Below are 24,995 nucleotides of genomic sequence, written 5' to 3' on the forward strand. Positions count from 1 at the left end.
TTCGCCTCGTCGTCGCTATCACCAACTACGAACGCGGAGACAATCCGGGAAGTACGATCATCACGGTGTGAGAAGAGTTCTATGACACCCTCGTTGGCATGCAACAACGTGTAGAGGAGACCGACCGCCGCCGGGACGGCGTTCGGGGGGGTTCACCATGCGATTCAGCACCAAAACCGACGTCGAGTTCGACGAGTTCTCGCGAGCCTGCGACCTCGTCGAGGACTACTTCGACGACCTGATAGACGACGTAGCACTGCACGCACCGATATCGCGCCGCCAGCTCGTCGCCGTACTGGCACGGGCACAGCTCTCGGGCCGCGGACTCGGTCCCGAGGCGCTGCGCGAGGAGGGCGAGCTGACCTACCAGTCCAACGACGAGAGCCTGTTCTGGCTCGACGGCATGTTCTGGGCACGGCTCCGGCGACGGCACAACCTCTCGCCGGACGAGGGACGGGCCGCACGTGAGGTCCACCGCCGCATCATCGAAGCCATCGACGGGGACGTGGGCTACTACAACAGGGAGCGCGACCCGTTCGTGCTGATCGAACGACGGCACCCGACGGCGTAGTCGGGCGGAGAACTGTACTGCGTATCGACGGCGCTGCGGGTAGTTACTCCTCGTACGCGAGGTTCATTATCCACTGCGTGAAGGCGTCGGACTGCGGGTCCGCCTCCTCCTCGCCGATGTACGGCGAGAGCATGTCGCCGGCCATCAGCAGCGAGAAGTTCAGGTCGCGGGCGATGGGCGTGATGAGGTACGTGTTGTGGCCCTCGTACACCGTCTCCTCCCGGTCGACGAGCTCCTTCTCGACGAGGGATTCGGCGATGCGCGAACCCTTGCGCGAGGAGACGTCGAGCTCCTTCCAGAAGTCGCTCTGGTGGATGCCACCGGTCTCTCTGACGAGTTCCAGACCGGCGAGCTCGTCCGCCGACAGGTCCTCTTCAGCGACGCTCACGCCGACCACCCCCGTGTCGTCGGTGCGACAGGCATGGCTATCACGTCCGTAGTACGTCGGTCGTCCCGCTTAAACCTGCCCTTCGAGGACCACCGGCTCGTGCGCCGTCTCGCAGGGGGGACCGTCCGCGAAGTGGTACTCCGGCTCGTCGCCGAGGACGATGAGCGAGGACGAGCGGGTGCCGAAGCGGCCCTCTGGGTCGTGGACGCAGACGCCGAACTCGTGGTCCCCGAGCACGGCGGCGGCCCGGTCACGCCACCCGCGGGCCGTCTCGCCGTCGCGCGGCTCGAGTTCGGCGCGGATGCTGCCGACAGCTTCGGCCTGTCGCTCGCCGGGTTCGCGCCGCCGGTCGGGGACGTCGAACGTGTCGTCCGCGCCGACGTTGACGACGACGTGGACGCCGGGGTCGAACTCGGTGGCCGTCAGCCCGCCGTCCCAGGAGAGTAGGCGGGCGTCGTCGGCATCCGCGACGACGAGGTGGAACCCCTGGTACTCGTGCTCGGCGACCGCTGCCTCGACGATGGCGGCGGCGTCGGCCGCAGTCCGCTGGCGGAGCGCATCGCGGACGAGCAGGCCGCGCGACCGCTCGCCGGCCAGGTCCGAATCGAGCCAGCGGTTCGTCACGCCGACGAACACGCCGTGCTCGTTGTAGCCGATCCAGGTGCCGCCGGCGTCCTCGTCACGGGGGGCGACGACGACCGGGTCCGTCTCCACGACGGCGGGCCCGACGGCGGGGCGCTCCAGCAGTTCGTCGCGGTTCGCGGCGACCACGACGGGCTCGTCGAAGACGCGCCAGGCGAGGGTGAGCGTGCACACGCACTGCCGTAGGGAGCCGACCGGGATAAATCGCCCCCGTGGACTAAGCCCCCGGGCCGCGAAGCGCCACCCATGCGAGTCGCCGTCGCGGGGACGTTCGGGCCGCTGCACGACGGCCACCGCTCCCTGCTCGAGACCGCCTTGGAGGTCGGCGCCGACGGCGTCGTGGTCGGGCTGACGAGCGACCGGTTCGCGACCAGCAGCCGCGAGCGCGAGGTGCCCGCGTTCACCGACCGCGCCGAGGCGCTCCGGCGGGAGCTCGACGCGCTCGACCGCTGGGGACGCACCGTCGAACTCCGCGAGATCGCCAGCGAGCACGACTTCGCCGCGAGCGAGGCGAGCCTCGAAGCGGTGGTCGTCTCCCGCGAGACCGCCGACGAGGTACCGGACCTGAACGACGAGCGCCGGGAGAACGGACTCGAACCCCTCGTCGCGGTCGTAGTCCCGCTCGTGCTGGCCGAGGACGGTGAGCGCATCTCCTCCACCCGGGTCGTCGCCGGTGAGGTGGACGAGCACGGCCGGCACGGCGTCGACTGACCGCGCCGAGACGGTTGTCCAGCTGTCACGCCCGACCGAGGAAACGGTTTTGTACCCGGTTACCAAGCGAAACCCGGAATGGGACTACTCGATTCGCTGTTCAAAGACGGGGGCACTCCGACGGAGGACGGGACCGAGAGCGACGACGGCACGACCGGCGGCCGCGCCCCAACAGCTGAGGGAGGCACCGGCACGAAGTACGCTATCCTCATGAACGCGGGGCCGGACGACTTCGCGGCCGCCGGCAACGGCTTCCAGTACGCCATCGAACTCGACGATGCGGGCTACGAGGTCGACGTGTTCCTCGACGGGGTCGCAACGAAGTGGCCGGCCGAGTTCGCCGACGACCCCGGCCGGCCGTTCAGTCGGAACTGGACGCTCATCGAGCAGCGCGACCTGCTCGCCGGCGCGTGTGGCTACTGCGCGAACGCGTTCGACTCGCAGGCGGCCTGCGAGGCGTCGGGCGTGACGCTGCTCAGCGACAGCGACGAGCACGCGCCCGCGGTCGCCCAGCTCGCTGACGAGGGCTACGAGATTCTGACCATCTGAGCGGGCGGCCCGAACTCACCTCCCGTCGGACCGGAGCCGTGCCCTGACGGCGTCGCGGTCGACGGTCCCCGAGGCGGTCCGTGGCAGCGCGTCGGCGAACGCGACCGTCCGCGGGCGCTCGTGGTCCGCGAGGTGGTCGCGGGCGTAGCCGTCGAACGTGTCCGGCGAGCACTCGCCGACGACGAGTGCGGCGACCCGGTCGCCCCACTCGGGGTCGTCGAGGCCGACGACGGCGACGTCCCTCACGCCAGGGCACTCGACGAGCACCCGCGCGACCCGGTTCGGGTCCACGTTCTCCCCGCCGGAAACGAGCAGGTCGTCGAGTCGCCCGGTCACCCAGAGCCGGCCGTCCCCGTCGCGGTAGCCCACATCGCCGGTGTGGAGCCCGCGTTCGGAGACGGCGGCGTCTGTGTGTTCGTCGTCGAGATAGCCCCGCATCACCTGCGGGCCGTCGACGACGAGTTCGCCGCGCTCGCCGGGGGCACAGGGCTCGCCGTCGGCGTCGAGGACGCGGAGGGTGACGTTCACGAGCGGCTGGCCGACCGTGCCGGGGTGTTCGCGGGCCATCGCCGGCGGAGCCGTCGTCACCTGCGAGGCCGCCTCGCTCATGCCGTAGGTGGGCCACGCGGGCACCGCCCGTTCGGCGCATCGGTCCAGCAGGCCCTCGCTCGCGGGTGCGCCGCCGAGCAGGACGACGCGAAGCCGGTCGTTCGGTGTCCACCCGAACTCGAGCAGTCGGTCGAGCATCGTCGGCACCAGCGAGACGCAGGTGCACCGCTGCTCGGCGAGGTGCCGCGCCGTCGTCTCGGGGTCGAAGCCGCCGCCGGGACCGAGGACCGTGGTCGTCCCGTACAGCGTCGACCGCACCAGCGGGGCCAGCCCGCCGACGTGGCAGGTCGGGAGCGGGACGAGCCAGCGGTCGTCGCGGTCGACGCCGAGCCGGAACGCGGACGCGGTGGCACTGGCGACGAGGTTCTCGACCGTCAGGCGCACGCCCTTCGGCCGGCCCGTCGTCCCCGAGGTGAAGACGAGGAGCGCCTCGGCGTCGGCGCTGCAATCGGGGTCCGGTGGACACAGCGCGTCCCGTTCGTCGCTCCGGCCCGACTCGTCGACCCACGCCGGACCGTCCTCGTCGTCGACGCTCGCGACCACGCAGCCGTCGGGGGCGACCTCGTCGGCCGCCGCCCGCGTCGCTACGGTACAGACCAGCGCGTCGAGGTCGGCGCGGTCAGCCTGGTCCGCGAGGTCGTCCGTCGCGTTCCGGTGGTTCAGCGGGACGAGCGGGACGCCGAGGCGGAACGCGGCGAACAGCAGCTGGGCGACGGCCGGCCGGGTCGGCGAGAGCACGCCGAGCCGGCCGTCTCCGAGGTGGGGGTCGAGGCGGCCCGCGAGGCCATCGACGGCAGCGTGGAGTTCGCGATAGGTCCACGCAGCCCCGGTATCGGCGGCGACGAGCGCCTCGCGCCCCGGTGTCCGGCTCGCCCGTTCGGCGAGCAGGTCGGCCGACGGCCACGCCGTCGGCGGCCTCATCGTCGCACCACCCGGGGAGGCTGCACCCCGGTCACTCCCAGACCCCCTCCACGCCGAGCCCCGGCCCCTGGGGCACGTCGATGGCCCCGTCGTCGACCGGGCAGGGGTCCGGCCCCACGTCCGTCGAGAGCCAGTCCGCCGTCGCCAGCCCGCAGGCGGAGATACCGGGGACCGAGGCGGCGAGATGGACCGCAGCCGTGCGGGCGACCGCCGCGTCGACCGTCGTCGTGACGACCGACGCGACTCGCTCCTCGCGAGCCTGCAGGATGGCCCGCTTCGCGCGCTGGACGCCGCCGACCGCCATCGGTTTCAGCACGAGCAGGTCGGCCGCTCCGGTCTCCAGCACGGACTCCACGGGGTGGCTCGCCAGCGACTCGTCCAGTGCGACGCCGACCCGACCGCCGCGGAGTTCGGCGTGGCCCTCGAGGTCGTCCGGCGGGAGCGGCTGTTCGACGTAGCGCACCCGGGCGTCGGCGAAGGACTCGAACGCCTCGGTCGCCTGCTCGCGGTCCCACGCCCCGTTGGCGTCGACCCGGAGTTCCGCGTCGGGACCGACCGCGTCGCGGACGGCCTGCACACGGCCGACGTCGGCGTCAACGGACCGGGTTCCAGCTTTCAGCTTCACCGCGCCGTAGCCCGCGGCGACGGCCTCCTCGGCCGCGGCGACCGTCTCCGCGCGGTCGCCGTCACCGACCGTCGCGTTGACCGGGACGGCCTCGCGCTCGCTCTCGCGGCCGAGGAAGCGGTACAGCGGCTCACCCCTGCGGCCCGCCCGGAGGTCGGCCAGCGCGAGCGAGAGCCCGTGCCGGGCCGCCGGCGTGTCCACGAGGTCGCCCAGCACCTCGCCGGGTGTCGCCTCGCCCGCGTTCACGCGGTCGGCCGCGTCGGAGAGCGCGGTCCGGCAGTCGCCCAGCGACTCGGTCCACGAGGAGAGCGGGGTCGCCTCGCCGATGCCGGTCTCACCGCCGTCCTCGACCCTGACGAGGACGCCCTCGCGCTCGGTGATCTCGCCGCGGGCCGTCGCCAGCGGCGTGGCGAGCGAGACGGCGAAGTCGCGCGTCTCCACCCGCATCAGCGCACCTCCGTCGGCGTCGGCATGGCGGGTGCGCCGGCGGCCAGCGCGCCCCCGATGGCGGTCTCCGGGGCGGCGAAGCCGACCGAGAACAGCAGCGCGTACAGCGCGAGCAGCTGGCCGACCCGCTCCAGCGCCGGGTTCAACGCCGCGCCATCGGTCCGGTTCAGTACGGTCGTCGTGACGCTCCAGGCGAGCGGCAGGGAGAGCCACGACAGGAGCACCGTCGCGGGCACCCCATCGCCGACGACGAGCGCGACCGGCGTGAGGTACGACAGGGCGAGCATCGAGACGAACTCCGCGCGGCCGAAGCCGTAGCCGAACTTCACGACCAGCGTCTCCTTGCCCGTCTCGGCGTCCTCCTCGCGGTCGCGGACGTTGTTCACCACGAGGATGTTCGTCGAGATGGCCGCCATCGGGAGGCTCGCCACGAACGCGAGGCCCAGCTCCGGCGCGTCCACGAGCCCCGTCGCCAGCGGCTCGCCGAGCAGCGCCGCCGCCTGCACGTAGTAGGTGCCGGTCACCGCGACGAGGCCGAAGAAGACGAAGACGAAGATGTCGCCCAGCCCGTGGTAGCCCAGCGGGTACGGCCCGCCCGTGTACGCCACGCCGCAGGCGACACTGACGAGGCCGACGACGAGGATTGGCACGCCCGCGACGTAGACCAGATACGCCCCGGAGACGATGGCCAGCCCGAACGTCAGTATCATCGCGCGCTTGACCGCCGCCGGCTCGATGAGCCCGCCCGCCGTCACGCGGGTGAACCCCTCGCGGTTCTCGGTGTCCGCGCCCTGCACCGCGTCGTAGTAGTCGTTCGCGAAGTTCGTCCCGACCTGGATGAGCGCCGCGCCGATGAACGCAAAGAGCGCCGCCACCGGCTCGAACACCCCACCGTAGTACGCGACCGCGGTCCCCACCAGGACCGGCGACGCCGCCGCCGGCAGCGTCTGTGGCCGCGCCGCCATCACCCACGCCCGCGTCTTCGAGACGTCCGCCGTTTCGGTCATCTGTCCCGTCTTGGGCCCCCTCCCGTGTGAACGTTCTGTCTGTGAGTCGGCCCGGACGGTCGTGTTCGGTTCGGCGGGAGCGGGGTGATGGGTCCATTCTTCGTATGAATCGGGAGGTCCGCGAGCAGCCAGAAAGCCCCGCCCACCGTCTGACTCACAGGACCTGCCAACAGCCGGAAAGCCCCGGCGGGGTACGCTCCCGGGACTCGCTGCGGTCCTCGCTCCGCTGCGGTCCTTGCGTCGTCCGGGTTCCCGTACCCCGCCGCCCCTTTCAGTCCCACCCGACAGCACCGACCCCGCACCGCGCCAGCCCTCCCCCTCGACACCCACGCGCCTGCCGGCGCGGGGTGTCTTGGCCGTGTGATTGGTGGCGAGAGAGTCGAATCAGCTAAGGTTTACAATAGTTGTAAACCTCTTGACAGTGGCGCGCGGCTGGCGAACGTGCCGAGCGCCAGCGAGGCCGTTCGCCGACACTCGTGCGAGGGACGAGAAGCGCAGCGGAGCGAGCATCGCAGGAGGCTGGGGAGGTATGAGGTGCGGTGCGGATGCTGTGGGTGAGACTGAAAGGGGCTGCTCGCTCGACGAACCCCGACGAAGTAAGGACCGCAGCGCAGCGAGGACCGCAACGAGTCGCGGGAGTCGAGCGAGCAGGGGCTTTCTGGTTGTTGTCGGAACCTGGTGTTCCCGGTAATCGAGGGGCTTTCTGGTTGTTGTCGGAACCTGGTGTTCCCGGTAATCGAGGGGCTTTCTGGTTGTTGTCGGAACCTGGTGTTCCCGGTAATCGAGGGGCTTTCTGGTTGTTGTCGGAACCTGGTGTTCCCGGTAATCGAGGGGCTTTCTGGCTGTCTCTGGAGACGAAGCCCCGCTCGGGAAAATTCGATGCACGCACACCACGAACGGACAGGAACATCACGTTCAGACGCGAAACCCGTCACGCTTTAACCAGTACACGCCGAACCCTGTCGCAATGAGTACGCAGGCTGCCCAGGAGGGCGACCTCGCGGCGGTCATCGGACTGGAGGTCCACGTCCAACTGGAGACGGCGACGAAGATCTTCTGTGGCTGCTCGACGGAGCCGACGGAGGAACCGAACACGAACGTCTGCCCGGTCTGTCTCGGGCTGCCGGGGGCGCTCCCGGTGCTGAACGAGGGGGCCGTCGAGGCCGCGGTGAAGGTCGGCAAGGCCATCGACGCCGACATCCCCGAGGAGACGCGGTTCCACCGGAAGAACTACTACTACCCCGACCTGCCGAAGAACTTCCAGATCACCCAGTACGACGAGCCCATCTGTCGGGACGGCGAGCTCGAAGTGAGCGTCGAGGGCGAGCGCCGCACGGTCCGCATCCGCCGGGCGCATCTGGAGGAGGACCCCGGGAGCCTGCAGCACGTCGGCGGCGGCATCGACAGCGCGACGCACACGCGGGTGAACTACAACCGCGCCGGCACGCCGCTGATGGAGATCGTCACGAAGCCGGACTTCCGGCGGCCCGCCGAGGCCCGGGCGTTCCTCGCGAAGCTGGAAGAGGTGCTCGAGTACCTGGGCGTGTTCGACAGCCAGCGCGACGGCAGCCTCCGCGTGGACGCCAACCTCTCCATCATCCCCGAGGACGAGATCGACGACGAGGGGGCCATCTCCGAGGAGACGCTCGCGGACGCGAACCGCACGGAGGTCAAGAACATCTCCAGCCACAAGGGCGCGGAGACCGCACTCGCCTACGAGGAGACCCGGCAGAAGAACCTCATCCGGCGCGGGAAGGGCGTCCAGCAGGAGACCCGGCACTTCAACGAGACGCACGGCTCCACCGTCTCCATGCGGTCGAAGGAGGAGGAGAAGGACTACCGGTACTTCGAGGAGGCCGACCTCCCGCCGCTGCAGGTGTCGGACTGGAAGGAACGCATCCCCATCCCCGAACTCCCCGACGCCCGGCGCGAGCGCTTCGAAGAGGAGTACGGTCTCGACGACGAGTCCGCATCCAAGCTCACCAGCACGAAGCAGGTCGCGGACTTCTACGAGGACGTCGCCGAGTCGTTCGACCCGGACCTCGCGGCGACGTGGGTCGCGGACAACCTGCTCGGCGAGTTGAACTACCGCGACATGCAGATAACCGACGTGGAGGGACGCCTCGACGAGTTCACCCGGCTCGTCGAGCTCGTCGCCGACGACGAGATAACCACCAAGAACGCCGAGGAGATCGTCCTCCGGCGGATGCTCGACGAGGGCGAGCAGCCCGACGACATCGTCGAGGCCGAGGGCCTCGGCAAGACCGGCGAGGACGAGGTCGCCCAGGCCGTCACCGAGGCCATCGACGAGAATCCCGAGGCCGTCGCGGACTACGAGGACGGCGACGACGGGGCCATCAACTTCCTCGTCGGGCAGGTGATGGGGAAGACCGGCGGGAGCGCGGACCCCGGGACGGTGAACGGGCTGCTGCGGGAGGAACTGGACGATTGACACGCTCCTCCGCGTTCACGCGGAGGAGGATGTCAAAAGACCGCACCTGTTCCGCCTCACTCCTTCGCCTTCAGGTTGTGGACCACGTCGAGCCGTTCGACGACCGCCGCAGTCGGCGCTAACGCCTCCGCAATCGCCTCGGCGGACTTGTACGCCATCGGAGCCTCGTCGAGGACCGCCTCCTCGACGGACTCTGAGTAGACGCCGTCCATCGCGTCGGCGAACTCCTCGACGGAGAACGTCTCGTGGGCATCGCGGCGGCCCATCACCCGGCCCGCGCCGTGGGGGGCGGTGCGGTGCCACTCGTCGTTTCCCTTCCCGCGGGCGATGACCGAGCCGTCGGCCATGTTGAACGGAACGACGAGGCGCTGGCCGTCGCGGGCGGGGGTCGCCCCCTTCCGGATGGTGAGGTCGCGGAAGTCGATGTAGTTGTGGATGGACTGGAACCGGTCGACGGGGTCGACGCCGAGGGCGTCACAGATTGCGTCGCTCATCAGCTCGCGGTTCCAGCGGGCGTACTGCTGGGCGAACAGCATGTCGACGAGGTAGCCGTGGCCCTCCCGCCCTTCGAGCCAGTCGAGGTCCTCGTTCCGGTCGGTGCCGGTGGGGTCCATCGCGTTCAGCCGGTCGAACGTGTGCTCGATGTCCTTTCCGTCGAAGTCCGCGCGGACCGCGTCGGCGTGGACGTGGGACTCTCCCATCCCGCCGGTGACCCAGGCGAACAGCTCGGAGGCGCTGACCTCGTCGGGGTCGAACTTCAGGTACTGCCTGTCCCCGTCGTCGATCTGGCCGCGCATGTGGGCCGCGTCCCGGAGGTCGGAGGCGCGCTCCTGCCAGTACTCCGCGACGGAGAGCCCGAGGTAGCGCGATCCGGAGTGGACGACCAGCCAGTGGTCGCCGGAGTCGCGGCCGCGGGCGAACTCGACGAAGTGGTTCCCGCCGCCGAGCGTGCCGGCGCCGCGGATGACGTAGCCCATGCCCTGGCGCTTCCGGCCGAGGACGCGGTCGCAGAGTGATTTGAAGTAGTCCTCGTCGTAGCCGTCGAACTCGAACCCGAGGGGGTCGACGGGCTCGCCGAAGCGCTCGCGGTAGGCCGCGTCGAACCGCTCGAACACCTCGGTCGCGCGCTCGAACGGGAACTCGTCGACGAGGTGGACCGCGTCGTCGTAGTCGTGGACGTCGCGGCCCATCGGGACGGCGTCGCGGACCCGGCGCTCACGCTCGGCGTCCTCGCAGGGCAGCCCACTGCCGAGGTTCGTCGCCGCCATCCCGCAGCCGACGTCGACCCCGACGATGTTCGGGACCACGCGCTCGCCCAGCGGCATGGTGAAGCCGATGGGCGCGCCGGCCCCCCAGTGGGTGTCCGGCATGACCCGGACCGGCTCGGTGAACGCCGGGTGGTCCACCAGCGTCTGGAGCTGGTCCAGACAGTTCCCCTCGACGAGCGACTCGTCCTCGACCATGACGCGGGCGGTGGTATGCGCGCCGTCCAGTTCGATCGTCACGCTCCCTGCTACTCGGCCCCTCCAATTTAACTGCTCGGAGGTGTGCCGCGAGGTGTCACTCGACGCCACGTGCCAGTCCGCGACGCTCGACCCGGACGCACTCTACGTCGTCTACCACGACGGCAGTGACGACTCGTTCGGGCGTTCCGAACCGAGCCGTACAGCCAGCGGCACGCGACGAACGCGCCAGTCGTCGGCTCGAACGCGATCGCCGTCGTCGAGCACGGGACGACAGGAGCGGTCGGCCGCGGTCAGGGCCTGGCCTGGCCGCAGCTGACGGTGTTCGAACGGACCGACGGATGCCATCGCTAGATGGCGGACCTGGGATACGCGGGCTCCCTGCCGACGCTCACCGAGATGGCGGTGGACGTCGTGGATGGCGATATGGGGCCGTGTCTTCGACGGTCATCGACGAGACCTACCTCTACGCCCTCCTACGGCCGGTCGACGCCGAGCCCCGGGTTCGGCGTGGCCCGGACGTCCACGGGTGACCTCGTCGACGCGCTGTCGTCGGGAGGCGAGCCGGAACAGTGGTTCGCGGTCGCCGACGGGGAGGTCGTCCAGTCGACCGGGGCCGTCCGGTCGTACCAGAAACCACTCTCCACGTCCAGTTCGGTGCCTGTTTCGACTCCACAGTCGTCTCTCGTGCTCATTGCGATCGCTGCGCTGCCGTCGAACGCGGTACCACGTCGCCAGGCGCTCGCGAAATTCTTTTATTCGAACAGGTTTGAGTTCGATACGCAATGAATTGGTCCCGACGAAGCGTCCTTGCGATCACAGCGACTGTCGGTGCGTCCCTGGCTGGATGTATGGCACTCGACAGGAATAGCACCGACGAAGGAGACTCAGCGCCATCGAGCGACGGCTGGCAGCAACCGCGCGGAACGGCGGCTGCAACCGGGTACAACGGCTCCGAGGCGTCACCACCGGAGGAACACGCGTTCGACGCAACTCCGGAGGGCAGCCGGTACGAGAAACTGCGAGGGGCGACTTCCATCGGCTGGCAAGGCGCCCCGGTGGTCGACGAAGACGCCGTGTACACGGTCGCCGAGTCGGCAGACCCGTACGATTCGAGTCCGCCCGTGTTCGAACTCTTCGCGTACGCCATCTCCCGCGAGGACGGGAGTCAACTGTGGCGGCAGACGGTCACCACAGTCGAGGGTGGAGAGGGGACCGGTCCCCTCGCGATCGGGGAACCCACGGCGACGCTCGGTCCGAACGCGCTGTACATCGTCCACCTCGACGAGCGGTCGGAGTCTTTCAGTCTACACGTGACGAAAGTCGCCCGTGACGGGAGCTCGGTCGAGGAGCTGGCTGTCCTCGAGGGGCTAGCCACGAAGACCGCCCCGGTCGTCGACGACGGCACGCTCTACCTGTTCGATCCGGACTTCCGGGCTATCGCTCTCTCGACAGCGGACGGGAGCATCCAGTACCGGACGGAACCCTACTATAACACGCACATCACGTCCGCCCCGGTCGTCGGTGACGACGTCCTCGCGGTCGTCAACGAAGGGACGGTGTCGGCAGTCCAGAACGACGAGGGACCCGCGTGGTCGCAGATAACGGTGTTCGACCGCTCCGACGGCAGTCATCGCTGGACAACCGAGATCGGTCACGCGCGCTCGCTCCCAACGGTCACCGAGGAGACTGTCTACGTCGTCGAGGGTGATCGCGGACGCACGGCGTACGGAGGGGAGACCGAGGACGGCAGGACACCGCCTGCACGCCACGTACGTGCGTTCGATCTCGCAGACGGGAGCGAACGCTGGTCCTACCAGTACGACCGGGACGAGACGAACAACCCGATGAGTCTGGGCGGGGCGACCACCGTGACGGTGGACTCGGACCACGTCTACCTCGCGCTCGGCTTCGCCAACGGCGCGGGTGCCATCCCCGAGGAACAGCGCCAGTCTGTCAGGGAGAACCGGTATCGGGGCCCCAATCTGTTCGCACTCGACCGCACTGACGGCAGCGTCCAGTGGGAGACGACCCTCGGGGACTCCGCGAAGGTGTTCGTCCCGACGGCTGTCGACGAGAACCACCTCTACGCACTACGCAAGCCCGTCGACCGCGAGCCGGAACTCGATATCCTCGCGACAGACGACGGAACACTCGTCGACACCCTCTCGGATCGGTTCGCCACGAACACGTGGATCGCGGTCGCCGACGGGGAGGTCTACCAGTCGAACCGGACCGTCAGGTCGTGGCGGTAGGGCGCCGTTCGACACCTCGCGCACGCGACCGCACGTACCGCTCAGGCGCACGCACACCCGCGCAGTCCTGCGATTTCCCGTCGAAAGCTCTAAACCGAGCCTTCGCTTATCCCCTCGCAATGACCCAGGGAGTACCGCGAGGTGGAGGATGGAGCTGATCATCACAGAGAAGGACAACGCGGCACGTCGGATCGCCGACATCCTCAGCGGCGAGTCGGCGTCGGCCGAGCGCGAGAACGGCGTCAACGTCTACAAGTGGGGCGGCAAGCGCTGTGTGGGGCTGTCGGGCCACGTCGTCGGCGTGGACTTCCCGCCGGAGTACGACGACTGGCGGGACGTCGAACCGCACGAACTCATCGACGCCGAGATACAGAAGACGCCGACGAAGGAGAACATCGTCGCGACCCTTCGCCTGCTCGCCCGGAAGGCCGACCGGGTCACCATCGCGACGGACTACGACCGCGAGGGCGAGCTCATCGGGAAGGAGGCCTACGAGATCGTCCGCGAGGTGAACGAGGACGTGCCCGTAGACCGGGTGCGGTACTCCTCCATCACCCAGCGCGAGGTCACGGACGCCTTCGCCGAGCCCGACGACCTCGATTTCGACCTCGCCGCAGCCGGCGAGGCCCGGCAGGTCATCGACCTCGTGTGGGGGGCAGCGCTGACGCGGTTCCTCTCGCTGTCGGCGCGCCAGCTCGGCGAGGACTTCATCTCGGTCGGCCGCGTGCAGTCGCCGACACTGAAGCTCATCGTCGACCGCGAGCGCGAGATCGACGCGTTCGACCCGGAAGACTACTGGGAGCTGTTCACCGACCTCGCCCCGGCGGACGAGGACGCGGCGTTCGAGGCGCAGTACTACTACCTCGACGAGGACGACAACGAGGCCGAGCGCGTCTGGGACGAGGACGTCGCCGACGCGGTGTTCGAGGACCTCTCGGGAGCGACGAGCGCGACCGTCACGGACGTCGACCGCCGCAGCCGGACCGACAGCCCGCCCGCGCCGTTCAACACCACGCAGTTCATCCGGGCGGCCAGCTCGCTGGGCTACTCGGCCAAGCGCGCCATGAGCATCGCCGAGGACCTCTACACCGCCGGTTTCATCACCTATCCCCGTACCGACAACACCGTCTACCCCGACGACCTCGACGAGGAGGAGCTGCTCGACGACTTCGCCGGGCACTCGGAGCTCGGCGAGAGCGCCGAGGAGCTGCTCGACCTGGAGGACATCGAGCCGACCGAGGGCGACGAGGAGACGACCGACCACCCGCCCATCCACCCGACCGGCGAGATCCCCGTCCGGGGCAGCGACGTGGACGACGACGAGTGGGAGGTGTACGAGCTGGTCGTCCGCCGGTTCTACGCGACCGTCGCCGAGCCCGCCGAGTGGGAGCACCTCAAGGTCGTGGCCGACGTCGGCGACCACCGGCTGAAGGCCAACGGCAAGCGCCTCGTCGACCCCGGCTACCACGCGGTGTACCCCTACTACTCGACCAACGAGAACTACGTCCCCGACGTCGACGTCGACGACGAACTCGCCATCGAGGACGTGCGGCTGGCGGCGAAACAGACCCAGCCGCCACGGCGCTACGGCCAGTCCCGCCTCATCGAGACGATGGAGAAGATGGGCATCGGGACGAAGGCGACCCGGCACGAGACCATCGAGAAGCTGTACGACCGCGGCTACATCGAGAACGACCCGCCGCGCCCCACCGCACTCGCCGAGGCCGTCGTGGAGGCCGCCGAGGCGTTCGCCGACCACATCGTCAGCGAGGAGATGACCGCACAGCTCGAACAGGACATGGACCGAATCGCGAAGGGCGAGGCGAGCTACGAGGAGGTGACCCAGGAGTCCCGCGAGATGCTCGACAGGGTGTTCGAGGAGCTCCGTGACTCCCGGGAGGAGGTCGGCGACCACCTCCAGAAGAGCCTCAAGGCGGACAAGCGCCTCGGCCCCTGCCCCGAGTCCGACCACGACCTGCTCGTGCGTCGCTCGCGCCGCGGCTCGTACTTCGTCGGCTGCGACGGCTATCCCGACTGCGACTACACCCTCCCGCTGCCCTCGACGGGGAAGCCGCTCATCCTCGACGAGACCTGCGAGGAGCACGGCCTCAACGAGGTGAAGATGCTCGCCGGTCGCCAGACGTTCGTCCACGGCTGCCCGCAGTGCAGGGCCGACGAGGCCGGCGAGGGACCCAGTATCGGGCCGTGTCCCGACTGCGGAGCGGACGAGGATGGCGAGCTCGCCGTCAAGACCCTCCGGAACGGCTCCCGACTGGTCGGCTGCAATCGCTACCCGGACTGCGACTACTCGGTGCCGCTCCCGCGCCGCGGCGACATCGAGGTGCAGGAGGAGGTCTGCGACGAGCACGGCGTCCACGCCCTGCACATCACCTATGAGGACGACGACCGCGAGCCCTGGGAGCTCGGCTGCCCAATCTGCAACTACCGCGAGTACCAGGAGCGCGAGAGCGAGTCGGGGACAGACCTGGAATCGCTCGACGGCATCGGTGCGGCGACCGCGGAGAAGCTGAAGGACGCCGGTATCGAGAGCGTCGACGACCTCAAAGACGCCGACCCGGACACCGTCGCGGGCGACGTCCAGGGCGTCAGCGCCGACCGCGTGCGCGACTGGCAGGCGAACGCCTGAGCCGGTCGCCGACTCAGTCAGCGCGCCCCCGACGCACCCGACTAACTGGACGGAGGAGCCGTCGCGGGACCCAGACCAGGAACCGGACCACCGGGTCGAACCGACCCCATCGCGGCGGCTGCACCCGGTAGCCAGCGTCCTCCTTCTCGACCCTGTTCTGCGTCTCGAGGTACGAGAGCGCGTCCGCGGCCCGCTGCTCGGTGAGTTCGAGGTCCGCGGCCAGTTCGGCGGGGGTGACCGGGGAATCCGCGGCTTCCAGCCGCTGGTAGACCGTCCGGAGCGTCCCCATGCGACGCATCGCCTCCCCGGAGTCCTCGTCGATTCCGGACAGGAACGCCGGGCGCTCGGTCGCCGGTGCGTACAGCACGGTCGTCGCGCCGTCCGCGACGAACCACAGGCCGGCGGCGACGACCGCTGCCCCGAGCAGGACCGAGCCGTCGACGAGCGCGAGCAGACCCCCCACGCACGCGACGAGCCCGCCGAAGACCACCCAGTTCGACCCTTTCGGCGTGTCGACAGCTGCTTCGACGACGTTCCAGAGCGCGGTCCCGCCGAACAGCACGGCGATGGGGAGGACCGACCGCGGCGTCGCCTCGGTCAGCGCGACGACCCCGACGAGGAAGGCGACGGTCGCCGCCGCGGTCAGCCACGGTCGTTCGTCCGTGTGGAGGGACATACCGGGCCAAAGCACCGCCGGAGCCGTAACCGTTCTCATCCGCGAGGTGACGAGTCGAGCCGTCCCGGGACGCGATAGCCGGCCAGCACGGGGCCGGTCTATATCACCGATGCCGTCGAACATAGCGACATGGTGTCAATCATCGGCTCCGTCGTCTCGTTCGTCGTCGCACTGCTCGTCGGCGGCCTCGCCATCTACGTGGCCGCCCGCGTCGTCGCCGACGTGGACGACTACGGTCACGCGGTCGTCACCGCGCTCGTCGGTGCCATCGCGTGGGCGCTCGGGTCGCTGGTGCCGCTGTTCGGCGTCCTGTTCGCGCTGCTGGCCTGGATCTGGGTCATCAACTGGCGCTACCCCGGCGGCTGGACGGACGCCGCCATCATCGGGCTCGTCGCCTGGGTCGCCGCGACGGTTATCATCTACGCGCTCAATGTCGTGTTCAATCTGGGTGTGGGGGCGTTCGGGGTTCCCGGCGTGTAGCCCGGTCGGTCGGCTCTGTTTTCACGCCACAGGATTCAATCGAGAGCTTTTACCCGCCCCCCGGTGGACACTCAGAGCATGATACTCTCGGACGCGGACATCCTGCGACGCCTCGAACAGGGCGACCTCGTCGTCGAACCGCTCGACGACATCGACCTGCAGGTGCAGCCGGCGAGCGTCGACCTGCGGCTGGGGCGGGAGTTCCTGGAGTTCCAGCGGACGAACATCCCCTGCATCCACCCGAACTCGGAGAGCGAGGTGGACGAGTACGTCAGCGAGACGGTCGTCGACCCCGAGGAGGAGTTCATCCTGCACCCGGGCGACTTCGTGCTGGGGACGACGAAGGAGCGCGTGGAGATCCCGGCGGACCTCATCGCGCACGTCGAGGGGCGGTCGTCGCTGGGGCGGCTCGCGGTGGTCGTGCACGCATCGCTCCCCTACGATGAGGAGGTGTTCCTCTGGACCCCGGATGAAGGGTTCGGCTTCTACGAGATAGGCGACATCGTCGAGAACGAACGCTCGGCGCGCGCGGTTGCCTTCGACCCGAAGACGCTGCGTGTGAGCACGCACCGAGTGACCGACTACATAGAGAACCCGACACAGCGTATCTACCGGGTGACGCTGGACTCTGGGCGCGAGGTCCACGTCACGAAGGACCACAACCTCTTCACGCTGGACGAGAACGGCGGTGTGACCCGGATTCCGAGCGAGGACGCAGAGGGGACAGCGGTGATGGTTCCGGGTGAACTTCCGGCGTCGCCGAGCGAACGGGACACACTGGATCTCCTCGACTACGTGGACGAGGACGAGACGACGGTATACGCGACCGACGGGATTGGAACCGTCGACGAGAGCGCCATCCCTCCCGGTTCACGGGGGCACTACGACGACGCCAGCAGTGCGCCGTTGACAGCGGTTTCACGGCCCGAACTCCCCGAGTCGGTCGACGTTGCGTTCAAGCAGAGCTCGAACCGTCTCCCCCGTCGGATTCCCCTGACCGAGGAGTTCGGCTGGGTGCTCGGGTTCTACATAGCAGAAGGGTTCGCCCGCCGGAAACAGATTCAGGTCGGGAACACCAGCTCGGAGTTTCTGGACCGGTTCGGGTCGTTCTTCGAGGAGTACGACACCGGTCTCTCGTGGGACGAGCAGGAAGAACTCACGAAGGTCACGGTCTGTTCGGCGCTCTGGTCGAAGCTGTTCCGAGAACTCGCCGGTGCGGGCGAGGAGAAGACGATTCCTGAGGAGGCGTTCGAATGGCCAGCGGAGGTACAGGAGGCGCTGCTGAACGGTCTCCTCGACGGCGACGGTTGTCGGCGCGAGCACCGAGATACGCTCTACACCGCCAATCCGGGACTCGCGAACAGGACGATGTACCTCGCGAGTAGCCTGGGTAAACTCGGCTCGATGTACAGCCGGGAACGGAAGAACCACATTCCGATGAGCGACGTCGACTGGGAGGGTGAGATGTGGGCCGTCGACGTGAGCGAGCGAAACCGTCACAAGCGCGGGCAGTACGTGCCGGTGCCGACGGAGCTTCTCAAAGAACTCCGTGAGGAAGCTGGAATGCGGATGGCGGACGCAGCAGAGGCGATGGGTTACGCCTCGAAATCCAGCATCTCGAACGTGGAGAACGAGCAGTACGGCACTGTCAAGCGTGAGACGCTGCGACGTTTCCGCGACGCCTACGCCGACGCGGGAGCCGACACGACCCGTCTCGACCAGGTTCTCGACGGCGAGATCCGCTTCGAGAAGGTCACCGAGGTGACCGAAACGGAGCGAGTCGAACAGACGTACGACCTCGAGGTACAGCCCAGAGGGAGGACGATAGAGAACTTCATCGGCGGTCGCGGTGGGGTGTTCCTCTCGAACACCGCCGGCCTGTGTGACCCGGGGTACCGCGGGCAGATCACGCTCGAACTCTCCAATCTCGGGAGCGCGCCGGTCGCGCTCACCCCGGGGATGCGCATCTCCCAGCTGACGTTCACGGAGCTGAAGACGCCGGCGGAGCGCCCCTACGGGACCGAGCGTGGGTCGAAGTACCAGGACCAGAGCGGGCCGCAGGCGTCGAAGATTCAAGGCGATCACGAGTTTAGTGGAGACCAGAAATGAGATTCGTCGAGGAGATCGTCGTCGAGGAGTTCCTCCCGACGTTCCGCTCGATGCTCGCGGAGGACCTGCGCGACCGCGGGTTCACCCAGAGCGAGGTCGCGGAGGCACTCGGCATCAGCCAGTCCGCGGTGTCGAAGTACGCACACGGCGACGTGACTCGACGGCAGGAGTTCGTCGAGGACGAACGGGTCCAGGAGCTCGTCGCACGCGTCGGTGAGGGGCTCGCGTCGGACACGATGCGCCCGGTCCAGGGTCTCGTGGAGGCGGAGGTGGTCATCCGGCAGCTCGAGCGCGGTGACCTGCTGGCGGCGATACACAGGGAGCAGATGCCGGAGCTGGCGGAGTACGGCGCCGAGTTCGCCATCCACGACCCGGACAGCGACCTGCGCAGCGCCGAGCGCGTGCTGTCGTCGCTCCGGCGCGGGCTGCGCGTGCTGGAGAACACGAGCGGGTTCGCGGGGCTCATCCCGAACGTGGGTTCGAACCTGGTGGCGTGTACGCCCGACGCGACCACTATCGACGACGTGGCGGGGGTACCGGGCCGCATCGTTGACGTGAAGGGCCGGGCGACGATTCCGGCCGAACCCGAGTTCGGCGTCAGCGAGTACGTCGCGAGCGTGTTGCTGGCGGCGCGCGATGCCGGCAGCGGTGTCAACGCGGCGGCGAACATCCGCTACGACCCCGACATCGTCGCGGCGCTGGAGGAAGGTGGCTACGTGACGGCGGCGTTCGAGAGCGAGGGCGACGTGGCTGCGGGCGTCGCGGCGGCGCTCGACGAGACGCCGGACGCGACGGTGCTGTACCAGACCGGCGCGGTCGGCATCGAGCCCATCTGCTACGTGCTCGGCGACGACCCCGTCGCCGTCGCGGAGACGATACGCGAGCTGACATGAGCGACGGCACCGCCGCCGCGCGAGCCTTCTACGGTCGGTGGGCGGGGCTGTACGACCTGCTGGCGACGTACGTTCCCGGCGTCGGTGAGTTGCGCGACCACGCAGCGCGGGTGCTCGCTCTCGACCGGGGCGACACCGTCGTCGAGATGGGCTGTGGCACCGGCGCGAACCTGCCGTACCTCCGCGAGCAGGTCGGCCCCGAGGGCACCGTCGTCGGGGTGGACTACACCCGCGGGATGCTCGACCAGGCCCGCGAACTCGTCGACAGGAGGGGCTGGGAGAACGTCCACCTCGTCCACGGCGACGCGACCGCTCCCCCGGTTTCGGAGCCGGTCGACGGCGTCCTCGCGACGTTCGTCTCGGGGATGCTCGCGGAGCCCGCCGCGGCCGTCGACGGCTGGTGCGACCTCGCGCCCGACGGGACGGTCGTGCTCGTGGACGCGGCGCTCTCTCACGACTCGCGGGCCGCACCGGTGAACGCGCTCTTTCGCGCGCTGACGATACTTTCGACGCCGCCGACGCTGCAGTTCCGGTACGACCCACCGCCGCACGAACTGCTCCGCGAGCGGGTCGAGTCGGCCCGGGACGCGCTGCTGGGCCGAGCGCGGGCGAGCCACCGCGAGGAGCGCGTGCTGGGTCTCGTCCGGCTGACAGGCGGGCGACTCTGAGTCACGTCACCGGGACACACGGGACGGCAAACTGTTTTCGTCGGGGTGTGAAATGCAACGGTATGGTCGACGCCCGCGAGTACCACGAACGCACGAAACACACACCGCAGCAGTTCCGCGAGATGGAGTTCGAGTTGGACTTCGACAACCAGCCGCGCTCGTGGAAGGTGTACGCCGACCTGCCGCGGCGGTCGCTCGGTGCCGTGGTCGAGCCACCGGAAACGCCAGCGCTCTCGGCCGTCGCCACGGCGACTGCCGTCCCCGGGAGCGCGCCGGGTGAGCCACCCGAAGTAGGGCTCGAACCGCTGTCGGGCGACGCACTCACGACCCTCTGTCACTACGCGAACGGCGTCACGAAGACGCTGGAGCGTGGCGGTGAGCCGGTCGCCTTCCGGGCGGCCTCCTGCACGGGGAAGCTGTACCACGTCGACTGCTACGTGGTCTGTGGCGACCTGGACGGGGTCGACGCCGGGGTCTACCAGTACGACCCCGAGAGCGACGCGTTCCACGTGCTACGCGAGGGCGACTACCGGGGTGTGCTCGCGGTGGCGACCGGCGGACAGGAGGGTGTCGCCGAGGCACCGGTCACCGTCGTCGCGACGTCGACCTGGTGGCGCAACGCCTGGAAGTACCGGGACCGAACCTACCGGCACGCCTTCTGGGACTCGGGCACCGTCCTCGCGAACCTGCTCGCGGCCGCCCACGCCGGTGGTCGACGCGCCGAGGTCGTGGCGGGCTTCGCCGACGCACCAGTGGTGGATCTGCTGGGGCTCGACCCCGTGGACGAGGGGCCGCTCGCGCTGGTCCCGGTCGGGGGCGACGACCCCGCGCCGGACGGACCCGACATCGACCCCATCGACCCCGAGGTGCTCCTCGACTCCGGCCCTGTCGACTACCCGCTCGTCCACGATGCCTGGGAACAGAGCTCCCTGCCCGACGGCGACGCGGCGCGGGAGTGGCGCGGTCGGGTCCCGGCGGACGAGGCTGACGGCACGGCCGAGTTGCTGGGGACACACGGACCGGGCAGCGACGAGCGCCTCGAACTCGACCCGGTCGAAGCCGAGACGGCCTCGGCCCGCCCGCTCGGGAACACCATCCGTCGGCGCGGCTCGGCGCGCGAGTACAGCCACGACGCCATCAGCGACCGACTGTTCGCGACGGTGCTCGACCGCGCCCTCGCCGGCGTCCCGACGGACTGCTTCGACGGCGGTCACGGCGTGCTCGACCACTACTGCCTCGTCCACGCCGTCGACGGCATCGAGTCCGGGGCCTACCAGTACCACCCCGACGAGGGCTGTCTCGAACGCCTCGGCGCCACCGACAGGGAGACCGCAGGCGACCTCGCCGCCGGCCAGTCGGTCGTCGGTGACGCCGCGGTGAACGTCTACACGATGGCCGACGTGGACGCGCTCGTCGAGCTGTTCGGGAACCGAGGCTACCGGCTCGCCCAGCTCCAGGCCGGCGTCGAACTCGGCCGGCTCTACCTCACCACCTACGCCCATCGCCGGCTCGGCGGCCGCGGGTTCACCTTCTTCGACGACCTCGTCACCGACCACCTCTCGCCCCGCGCGGCGAACCAGACGCCGATGACGCTGTTCGCGTTCGGCAAGCCAGCCTGATGGGTCCCAACGCGGCACAAGAACTTTCGTAGACTGATACGTCAGTGGCGTATGCAAACGAACCGTTACGTCGCCGTCGCGCTCGCAGTCGTCCTCTGCCTGTCGCTGGCCGGGTGTACCGAGGACTTCGGGGGTGGCAGCGAGGACTCGTACGGCATCGGCGAGACGGCGGAGCTCGGCCAGGAGAACACGACCATCGCGGTCACGGTCGACGACTACCGGTTCGCCGGTTCCTACGACGCCGCCGACGACTCCGGCGGCACGCAGACCGTCACCGCGCCGGACGGCGAGCAGTTCCTCCTCGTGAAGGTGACCGTCGAGAACGTCGGGAACGAGGACGGTGCGACCCCGGCGGTCGCAGTCAGGCCGCGGAACACCACCGCCAACGACCCGGACGGCGCGCCCACGTGGGCGAGCGACGGCCTGTACCGGAGCGTCCGGCCGCTCCCGACCGGCGACTCGCGGACGGGCTGGGTCCGTGCGACCGTCGCCGACAACGTGACCGCGGCCGACGCCGAGGTCGCCTTCTCGACCGACATCCTCGTCACCTCGGGCGAGTACAAGTGGCTGCTCGTGGCGAACGACGACGAGGAGTAGGGGGAGGGTGACCGTCTAGTCGTCAGCGGGGGCGGCAGCGCGCGAGTCCGAGAGCGTCACGGGCTCGACGTCCTTGTCGAGTTCGTCCAGCGCGACCTGTGCGGCCTTCTTCCCGGAGACGAGCATCGCGCCGAACGTCGGGCCCATGCGCGGGAGCCCGTAGGCGGTGGCGACGGCCATGCCGCTGGCGACGAGACCGTCGTGGACGACGCCGGTGTGCTCGACGACCTCGTCCTCGCTGCGGCCGACCCACATGGAGTCGTGGCCGGGCGAGTCGTGGCCGGGCGCGCCGTAGCTGTCGTCGCCGGTCTGGTCCATGACCTCGCCGCGCTCGTTGGCGGCCTGGATGCCCGGCGCGTCGAGGACGCCGCGCTCGTCGAGCTTGTTGATGGCCATGGCGTCGTGGCCGGTGGAGTCGATGACGAGGTCGGCCTCGACGGCGACGGGGTCGACGCAGGTGATCTCGCGGGGGAGCGCGTGGACCGGCGTGTAGTTCATGACGATGCCGGAGACGCGGTGGTCCTCGCGGACGACGATGTCCGTGAACTCGGTCATGTTCTGCATCTTCGCGCCGGCGTCGCAGGCGGCCTTGATGAGGCCCGAACACGCCTCGGGGCCGTTGGCGACGTACAGCCCGTCGACGTCACCGGCCTCGTCGTACTCGACGTCGAGGTCGTCGAGGATACCCTGGGCGGGGTCCCGGACGGTCACCTTGTTCATCAGGAAGCCGCCGAGCCAGAAGCCGCCGCCGAGGTAGTTGTTCTTCTCGACGACCATCACCTTCACGCCGCGCTCGGCGAGCTCCTTCGCAGCGGTCAGTCCCGACGGGCCACCGCCGACGATGATGACCTCGCTGTCGCTGAAGTCGAGGAACTCCTCGCTCCACTCCTGCCCGATTGCGCGCGTTACCTCCGCTTCGCCGACGTCCGCGAACGAGTCGAAGTCGTCCATACAACCTAGTGGTACCACCTAGATGTAAAAGGTGTTGCGGTCCGCGAGGGGAGGGTCCGAGATGGGCGCTCCTGTTCGGTTCCCGGAGTCGAAACACTCGCCAGCGAGCGCAGCCAGAGCACCGCAGGCGCTCGCCGACACCGACTGGGGGGCTCAGACGTCGTCGCAGGTGCCGTGTGGACTGGTCCGTCCAGTGCCCACCGGCCGCGACCCCGGCACAGCCACACGCCGGTGGTCAGAAGTCGACGCCACTCGCGAACGGACGCCCGGGTTCACGCTGACCGCAGGACAGAGAGCAGTTCGTTCCGATAGGACCCGGGGTCGTCGGCCACCCCGGGCGCGACGGCGTCCAGCCCGTCGGTCGGGTACGCGCCGCCGGCGAGCCTGAACTGCCCATCGGCCAGCCAGACAGAGAGCCAGCCCTCGACGGCGACGTCGGCCGGGCGGTCGGAGGGGCCATCGAGCGCGTCCGTCAGCGGAAGCGCCGCCTCGTACCGGGTGAGACGAGCCCGCGCGCCGGTCTCCGTCCGCATGCGCTCGCTCCGGTGTCGCTCGACGCTCCGGAACCCCCGCTCGCGCAGGTCGTCGGCGAACTGACGGCGGGCCGAGGAGACGACGGTCGGGGACAGCGACGCCGGGCCGACGCCGGGCATCAACGGCGGCTGGAACGAGAGCTGGGTGGCGAAACAGAACCGCCAGGGCTGGTCGAGCGCGCCGTCGGTCGCCTCGCGCACCGCCGCGCGCAGGTCGGCGTCCTCGTACAGCCGTGTCGCGCCGAGCACTCGCACCGTCGCGAGGTCGAACACGACCTCGGTGGACTCGTCACTGAGCCGCCAGCCGTCGCCGTCCGGCGCGAGTGCGGGGTACGGCGACGCCGACATCTCAGGCCTCGGGGAGCTGCGTGGTCCCGTCCGCGGTGTGGACCGTACTGGCGCCCTCGACGACGACCGCCCAGGAGGTGACGAGCGAGCCGTCGTCGAAGCTGTGCTCGGGGACGAGCGGCATCGCGACCGGCTCGAAGTCGTGCTGGCGCATGGCCTTGATGGTGCCGAAGCGACCGAGTTCGCTCCCCCAGCGGTCGTAGACGTGGAACGTCTTGTCGCCGCCGCGCTTGTACGACAGGGGGAACGCGTCGGCCGACGGGCAGGCGAGCGCGTCGACGTCGTCGAAGCGGGCGAGAATCTCGTCGCCGTCCTCCAGGACCACCTGCTTGCGGTCGGAGCCAGTCCGGTCCCCGTCGTCGGCCTCCGGCGGGTCGCGCTCGCGCCAGACGAGGTCGCCCGCCGGCGCCAGGGCGTAGTGGCCGTTCGCGAGGGGGACGCGGTCGGGGCCGTCGTAGAAGGTCCGGCAGCGGTCCTCGTCCTCGGCGGCGACGCAGTACGGCCTGTCGAGCACCTCGACGACCGCCGCGAGTGCGTCCACGTCCGGGACGACGAACAGCGCGTCGTGACCGTGGGCGAGGACCGACGCGAACTCCGGTACCAGCGCCGCGGGCTCGACCTGCGGGTCGTCGAGCGCGACGACCGCCAGCGGTCGGTCGGTGCCGGTCAGCCGCCGGGTCCCGCCGCGTGGGTCGCCTACCACGGCGTGGCTCGCGGTTCGTAGCTCGTAGCCGGCCCGTTCCAGCACCGCCTCTCCGTGGTCGTGTTCGGTCGGTTCCATGCGAGAAGTTCGCACTCCGGACGCTTGAACGTTCGGCAGGAACAGCGAGGCGG

General features: G+C 69.5%; 23 protein-coding genes and 1 pseudogene. 14 read left to right on the forward strand and 10 right to left on the reverse strand.

Annotated elements, in window-relative coordinates; genetic code table 11:
• Positions 1–157: 157 nt before the first annotated feature.
• The gene (locus tag BLT27_RS01400) at positions 158–571 is read left to right on the forward strand and encodes a DUF8048 family protein (protein WP_089731248.1); all 414 of its coding nucleotides are present in this window, start codon (positions 158–160) and stop codon (positions 569–571) included.
• 43 nt (positions 572–614) lie between these two features.
• Here BLT27_RS01400 and BLT27_RS01405 read toward each other — a convergent pair whose 3' ends face one another.
• Both BLT27_RS01405 and BLT27_RS01410 read right to left on the reverse strand, forming a co-directional pair.
• On the reverse strand, positions 615–968 hold the full coding sequence (locus BLT27_RS01405) for a helix-turn-helix transcriptional regulator (RefSeq protein ID WP_089731249.1): 354 nt from the start codon (positions 966–968) through the stop codon (positions 615–617).
• Positions 969–1,028: 60 nt separating this feature from the next.
• Positions 1,029–1,775, reverse strand: a complete 747-nt coding sequence (locus tag BLT27_RS01410; RefSeq protein WP_089731250.1) for an NRDE family protein — start codon at positions 1,773–1,775, stop codon at positions 1,029–1,031.
• A gap of 72 nt (positions 1,776–1,847) precedes the next feature.
• On the opposite strand from BLT27_RS01410, the gene BLT27_RS01415 reads away from it, so the two are divergent.
• On the forward strand, positions 1,848–2,312 hold the full coding sequence (locus tag BLT27_RS01415; protein WP_089731251.1) for a pantetheine-phosphate adenylyltransferase: 465 nt from the start codon (positions 1,848–1,850) through the stop codon (positions 2,310–2,312).
• Positions 2,313–2,390: 78 nt separating this feature from the next.
• The gene (locus BLT27_RS01420) at positions 2,391–2,861 is read left to right on the forward strand and encodes a DsrE family protein (protein ID WP_089731252.1); all 471 of its coding nucleotides are present in this window, start codon (positions 2,391–2,393) and stop codon (positions 2,859–2,861) included.
• Between the two features lie 15 nt (positions 2,862–2,876).
• Here the strand turns inward: BLT27_RS01420 and BLT27_RS01425 are convergent, their stop codons facing one another.
• Genes BLT27_RS01425 through BLT27_RS01435 form a run of 3 tightly spaced genes read right to left on the reverse strand, consistent with a single transcriptional unit; the run spans position 2,877 to position 6,470 of the window.
• On the reverse strand, positions 2,877–4,391 hold the full coding sequence (locus tag BLT27_RS01425) for a class I adenylate-forming enzyme family protein (RefSeq protein ID WP_089731253.1): 1,515 nt from the start codon (positions 4,389–4,391) through the stop codon (positions 2,877–2,879).
• 31 nt (positions 4,392–4,422) lie between these two features.
• Positions 4,423–5,463 carry a mandelate racemase/muconate lactonizing enzyme family protein gene (locus BLT27_RS01430; RefSeq protein WP_089731254.1) on the reverse strand — a complete coding sequence of 347 codons (1,041 nt, stop codon included), beginning with the start codon at positions 5,461–5,463 and terminating at the stop codon, positions 4,423–4,425.
• Entirely contained in the window at positions 5,463–6,470 is a 1,008-nt protein-coding gene (locus BLT27_RS01435) for a 1,4-dihydroxy-2-naphthoate polyprenyltransferase (RefSeq protein ID WP_089731255.1), read from the reverse strand. Before BLT27_RS01435 ends, BLT27_RS01430 begins: the two co-directional genes overlap by 1 nt.
• Before the next feature lie 967 nt (positions 6,471–7,437).
• Here BLT27_RS01435 and gatB point away from each other — a divergent pair.
• Entirely contained in the window at positions 7,438–8,922 is a 1,485-nt protein-coding gene (gatB, locus tag BLT27_RS01440; protein WP_089731256.1) for an Asp-tRNA(Asn)/Glu-tRNA(Gln) amidotransferase subunit GatB, read from the forward strand.
• A 56-nt stretch (positions 8,923–8,978) separates the two neighbouring features.
• Here gatB and BLT27_RS01445 read toward each other — a convergent pair whose 3' ends face one another.
• Positions 8,979–10,427: an RtcB family protein gene (locus tag BLT27_RS01445; RefSeq protein ID WP_089731257.1), complete on the reverse strand. Its 1,449-nt coding sequence runs from the start codon at positions 10,425–10,427 to the stop codon at positions 8,979–8,981.
• Positions 10,428–10,739: 312 nt separating this feature from the next.
• Between BLT27_RS01445 and BLT27_RS18985 the strand changes: the two genes are divergently transcribed.
• The 3 genes from BLT27_RS18985 (at position 10,740) to BLT27_RS01465 (ending at position 15,287) form a co-directional block, all read left to right on the forward strand.
• The gene (locus BLT27_RS18985) at positions 10,740–11,174 is read left to right on the forward strand and encodes a hypothetical protein (protein ID WP_139172229.1); all 435 of its coding nucleotides are present in this window, start codon (positions 10,740–10,742) and stop codon (positions 11,172–11,174) included.
• Between the two features lie 269 nt (positions 11,175–11,443).
• Positions 11,444–12,640, forward strand: a complete 1,197-nt coding sequence (locus tag BLT27_RS01460; RefSeq protein WP_175526338.1) for an outer membrane protein assembly factor BamB family protein — start codon at positions 11,444–11,446, stop codon at positions 12,638–12,640.
• A 148-nt stretch (positions 12,641–12,788) separates the two neighbouring features.
• Positions 12,789–15,287: a DNA topoisomerase I gene (locus BLT27_RS01465; protein WP_089731261.1), complete on the forward strand. Its 2,499-nt coding sequence runs from the start codon at positions 12,789–12,791 to the stop codon at positions 15,285–15,287.
• Between the two features lie 13 nt (positions 15,288–15,300).
• Here the strand turns inward: BLT27_RS01465 and BLT27_RS01470 are convergent, their stop codons facing one another.
• Entirely contained in the window at positions 15,301–15,963 is a 663-nt protein-coding gene (locus BLT27_RS01470; RefSeq protein ID WP_089731262.1) for a hypothetical protein, read from the reverse strand.
• Positions 15,964–16,092: 129 nt separating this feature from the next.
• Here BLT27_RS01470 and BLT27_RS01475 point away from each other — a divergent pair, with 129 nt between their 5' ends.
• From BLT27_RS01475 to BLT27_RS01505, 7 genes and pseudogenes are all read left to right on the forward strand, one after another.
• Positions 16,093–16,443, forward strand: a complete 351-nt coding sequence (locus BLT27_RS01475; RefSeq protein ID WP_089731263.1) for a hypothetical protein — start codon at positions 16,093–16,095, stop codon at positions 16,441–16,443.
• A gap of 78 nt (positions 16,444–16,521) precedes the next feature.
• Positions 16,522–16,875: pseudogene (dcd, locus tag BLT27_RS20095) on the forward strand (dCTP deaminase); the annotation flags it as partial.
• Between the two features lie 18 nt (positions 16,876–16,893).
• Positions 16,894–18,552 carry a dCTP deaminase domain-containing protein gene (locus BLT27_RS20100; protein ID WP_139172235.1) on the forward strand — a complete coding sequence of 553 codons (1,659 nt, stop codon included), beginning with the start codon at positions 16,894–16,896 and terminating at the stop codon, positions 18,550–18,552.
• Complete coding sequence (locus BLT27_RS01490; RefSeq protein ID WP_089731264.1) at positions 18,549–19,445, forward strand: thiamine-phosphate synthase family protein; 897 nt, start codon at positions 18,549–18,551, stop codon at positions 19,443–19,445. The genes BLT27_RS20100 and BLT27_RS01490 overlap by 4 nt, the downstream gene beginning before the upstream one ends.
• Positions 19,442–20,113: a class I SAM-dependent methyltransferase gene (locus tag BLT27_RS01495; RefSeq protein ID WP_089731265.1), complete on the forward strand. Its 672-nt coding sequence runs from the start codon at positions 19,442–19,444 to the stop codon at positions 20,111–20,113. Before BLT27_RS01490 ends, BLT27_RS01495 begins: the two co-directional genes overlap by 4 nt.
• 62 nt (positions 20,114–20,175) lie before the next feature.
• Complete coding sequence (locus tag BLT27_RS01500; RefSeq protein ID WP_089731266.1) at positions 20,176–21,732, forward strand: SagB family peptide dehydrogenase; 1,557 nt, start codon at positions 20,176–20,178, stop codon at positions 21,730–21,732.
• 51 nt (positions 21,733–21,783) lie between these two features.
• A complete protein-coding gene (locus BLT27_RS01505; RefSeq protein WP_089731267.1) occupies positions 21,784–22,329 on the forward strand; it encodes a DUF4352 domain-containing protein in 546 nt (181 codons plus the stop codon).
• A gap of 15 nt (positions 22,330–22,344) precedes the next feature.
• On the opposite strand, the gene BLT27_RS01510 is transcribed toward BLT27_RS01505, so the two are convergent.
• The 3 genes from BLT27_RS01510 to BLT27_RS01520 form a co-directional block, all read right to left on the reverse strand.
• Entirely contained in the window at positions 22,345–23,280 is a 936-nt protein-coding gene (locus BLT27_RS01510) for a sulfide-dependent adenosine diphosphate thiazole synthase (protein ID WP_089731268.1), read from the reverse strand.
• A 272-nt stretch (positions 23,281–23,552) separates the two neighbouring features.
• Positions 23,553–24,161 (reverse strand): DUF6517 family protein, encoded by a 609-nt coding sequence (locus BLT27_RS01515; protein ID WP_089731269.1) that lies wholly within the window; start codon positions 24,159–24,161, stop codon positions 23,553–23,555.
• 1 nt (position 24,162) lies between these two features.
• A complete protein-coding gene (locus BLT27_RS01520) occupies positions 24,163–24,942 on the reverse strand; it encodes a hypothetical protein (protein WP_089731270.1) in 780 nt (259 codons plus the stop codon).
• Positions 24,943–24,995 lie beyond the last annotated feature (53 nt).

This window comes from Haloarchaeobius iranensis (assembly GCF_900103505.1).
GTDB classification, from domain to species: domain Archaea; phylum Halobacteriota; class Halobacteria; order Halobacteriales; family Natrialbaceae; genus Haloarchaeobius; species Haloarchaeobius iranensis.

Bases quoted from the DNA above. Each gene is read 5' to 3' on its own strand.
- BLT27_RS01400 (WP_089731248.1), top strand. From the start codon at position 158: ATGCGATTCAGCACCAAAACCGACGTCGAGTTCGACGAGTTCTCGCGA.
- BLT27_RS01415 (WP_089731251.1), top strand. From the start codon at position 1,848: ATGCGAGTCGCCGTCGCGGGGACGTTCGGGCCGCTGCACGACGGCCAC.
- BLT27_RS01420 (WP_089731252.1), top strand. From the start codon at position 2,391: ATGGGACTACTCGATTCGCTGTTCAAAGACGGGGGCACTCCGACGGAG.
- BLT27_RS01425 (WP_089731253.1), bottom strand. From the start codon at position 4,391: ATGAGGCCGCCGACGGCGTGGCCGTCGGCCGACCTGCTCGCCGAACGG.
- BLT27_RS01430 (WP_089731254.1), bottom strand. From the start codon at position 5,463: ATGCGGGTGGAGACGCGCGACTTCGCCGTCTCGCTCGCCACGCCGCTG.
- BLT27_RS01435 (WP_089731255.1), bottom strand. From the start codon at position 6,470: ATGACCGAAACGGCGGACGTCTCGAAGACGCGGGCGTGGGTGATGGCG.
- gatB (WP_089731256.1), top strand. From the start codon at position 7,438: ATGAGTACGCAGGCTGCCCAGGAGGGCGACCTCGCGGCGGTCATCGGA.
- BLT27_RS18985 (WP_139172229.1), top strand. From the start codon at position 10,740: ATGGCGGACCTGGGATACGCGGGCTCCCTGCCGACGCTCACCGAGATG.
- BLT27_RS01465 (WP_089731261.1), top strand. From the start codon at position 12,789: ATGGAGCTGATCATCACAGAGAAGGACAACGCGGCACGTCGGATCGCC.
- BLT27_RS01470 (WP_089731262.1), bottom strand. From the start codon at position 15,963: ATGTCCCTCCACACGGACGAACGACCGTGGCTGACCGCGGCGGCGACC.
- BLT27_RS01475 (WP_089731263.1), top strand. From the start codon at position 16,093: ATGGTGTCAATCATCGGCTCCGTCGTCTCGTTCGTCGTCGCACTGCTC.
- BLT27_RS01490 (WP_089731264.1), top strand. From the start codon at position 18,549: ATGAGATTCGTCGAGGAGATCGTCGTCGAGGAGTTCCTCCCGACGTTC.
- BLT27_RS01495 (WP_089731265.1), top strand. From the start codon at position 19,442: ATGAGCGACGGCACCGCCGCCGCGCGAGCCTTCTACGGTCGGTGGGCG.
- BLT27_RS01500 (WP_089731266.1), top strand. From the start codon at position 20,176: ATGGTCGACGCCCGCGAGTACCACGAACGCACGAAACACACACCGCAG.
- BLT27_RS01505 (WP_089731267.1), top strand. From the start codon at position 21,784: ATGCAAACGAACCGTTACGTCGCCGTCGCGCTCGCAGTCGTCCTCTGC.
- BLT27_RS01510 (WP_089731268.1), bottom strand. From the start codon at position 23,280: ATGGACGACTTCGACTCGTTCGCGGACGTCGGCGAAGCGGAGGTAACG.
- BLT27_RS01515 (WP_089731269.1), bottom strand. From the start codon at position 24,161: ATGTCGGCGTCGCCGTACCCCGCACTCGCGCCGGACGGCGACGGCTGG.
- BLT27_RS01520 (WP_089731270.1), bottom strand. From the start codon at position 24,942: ATGGAACCGACCGAACACGACCACGGAGAGGCGGTGCTGGAACGGGCC.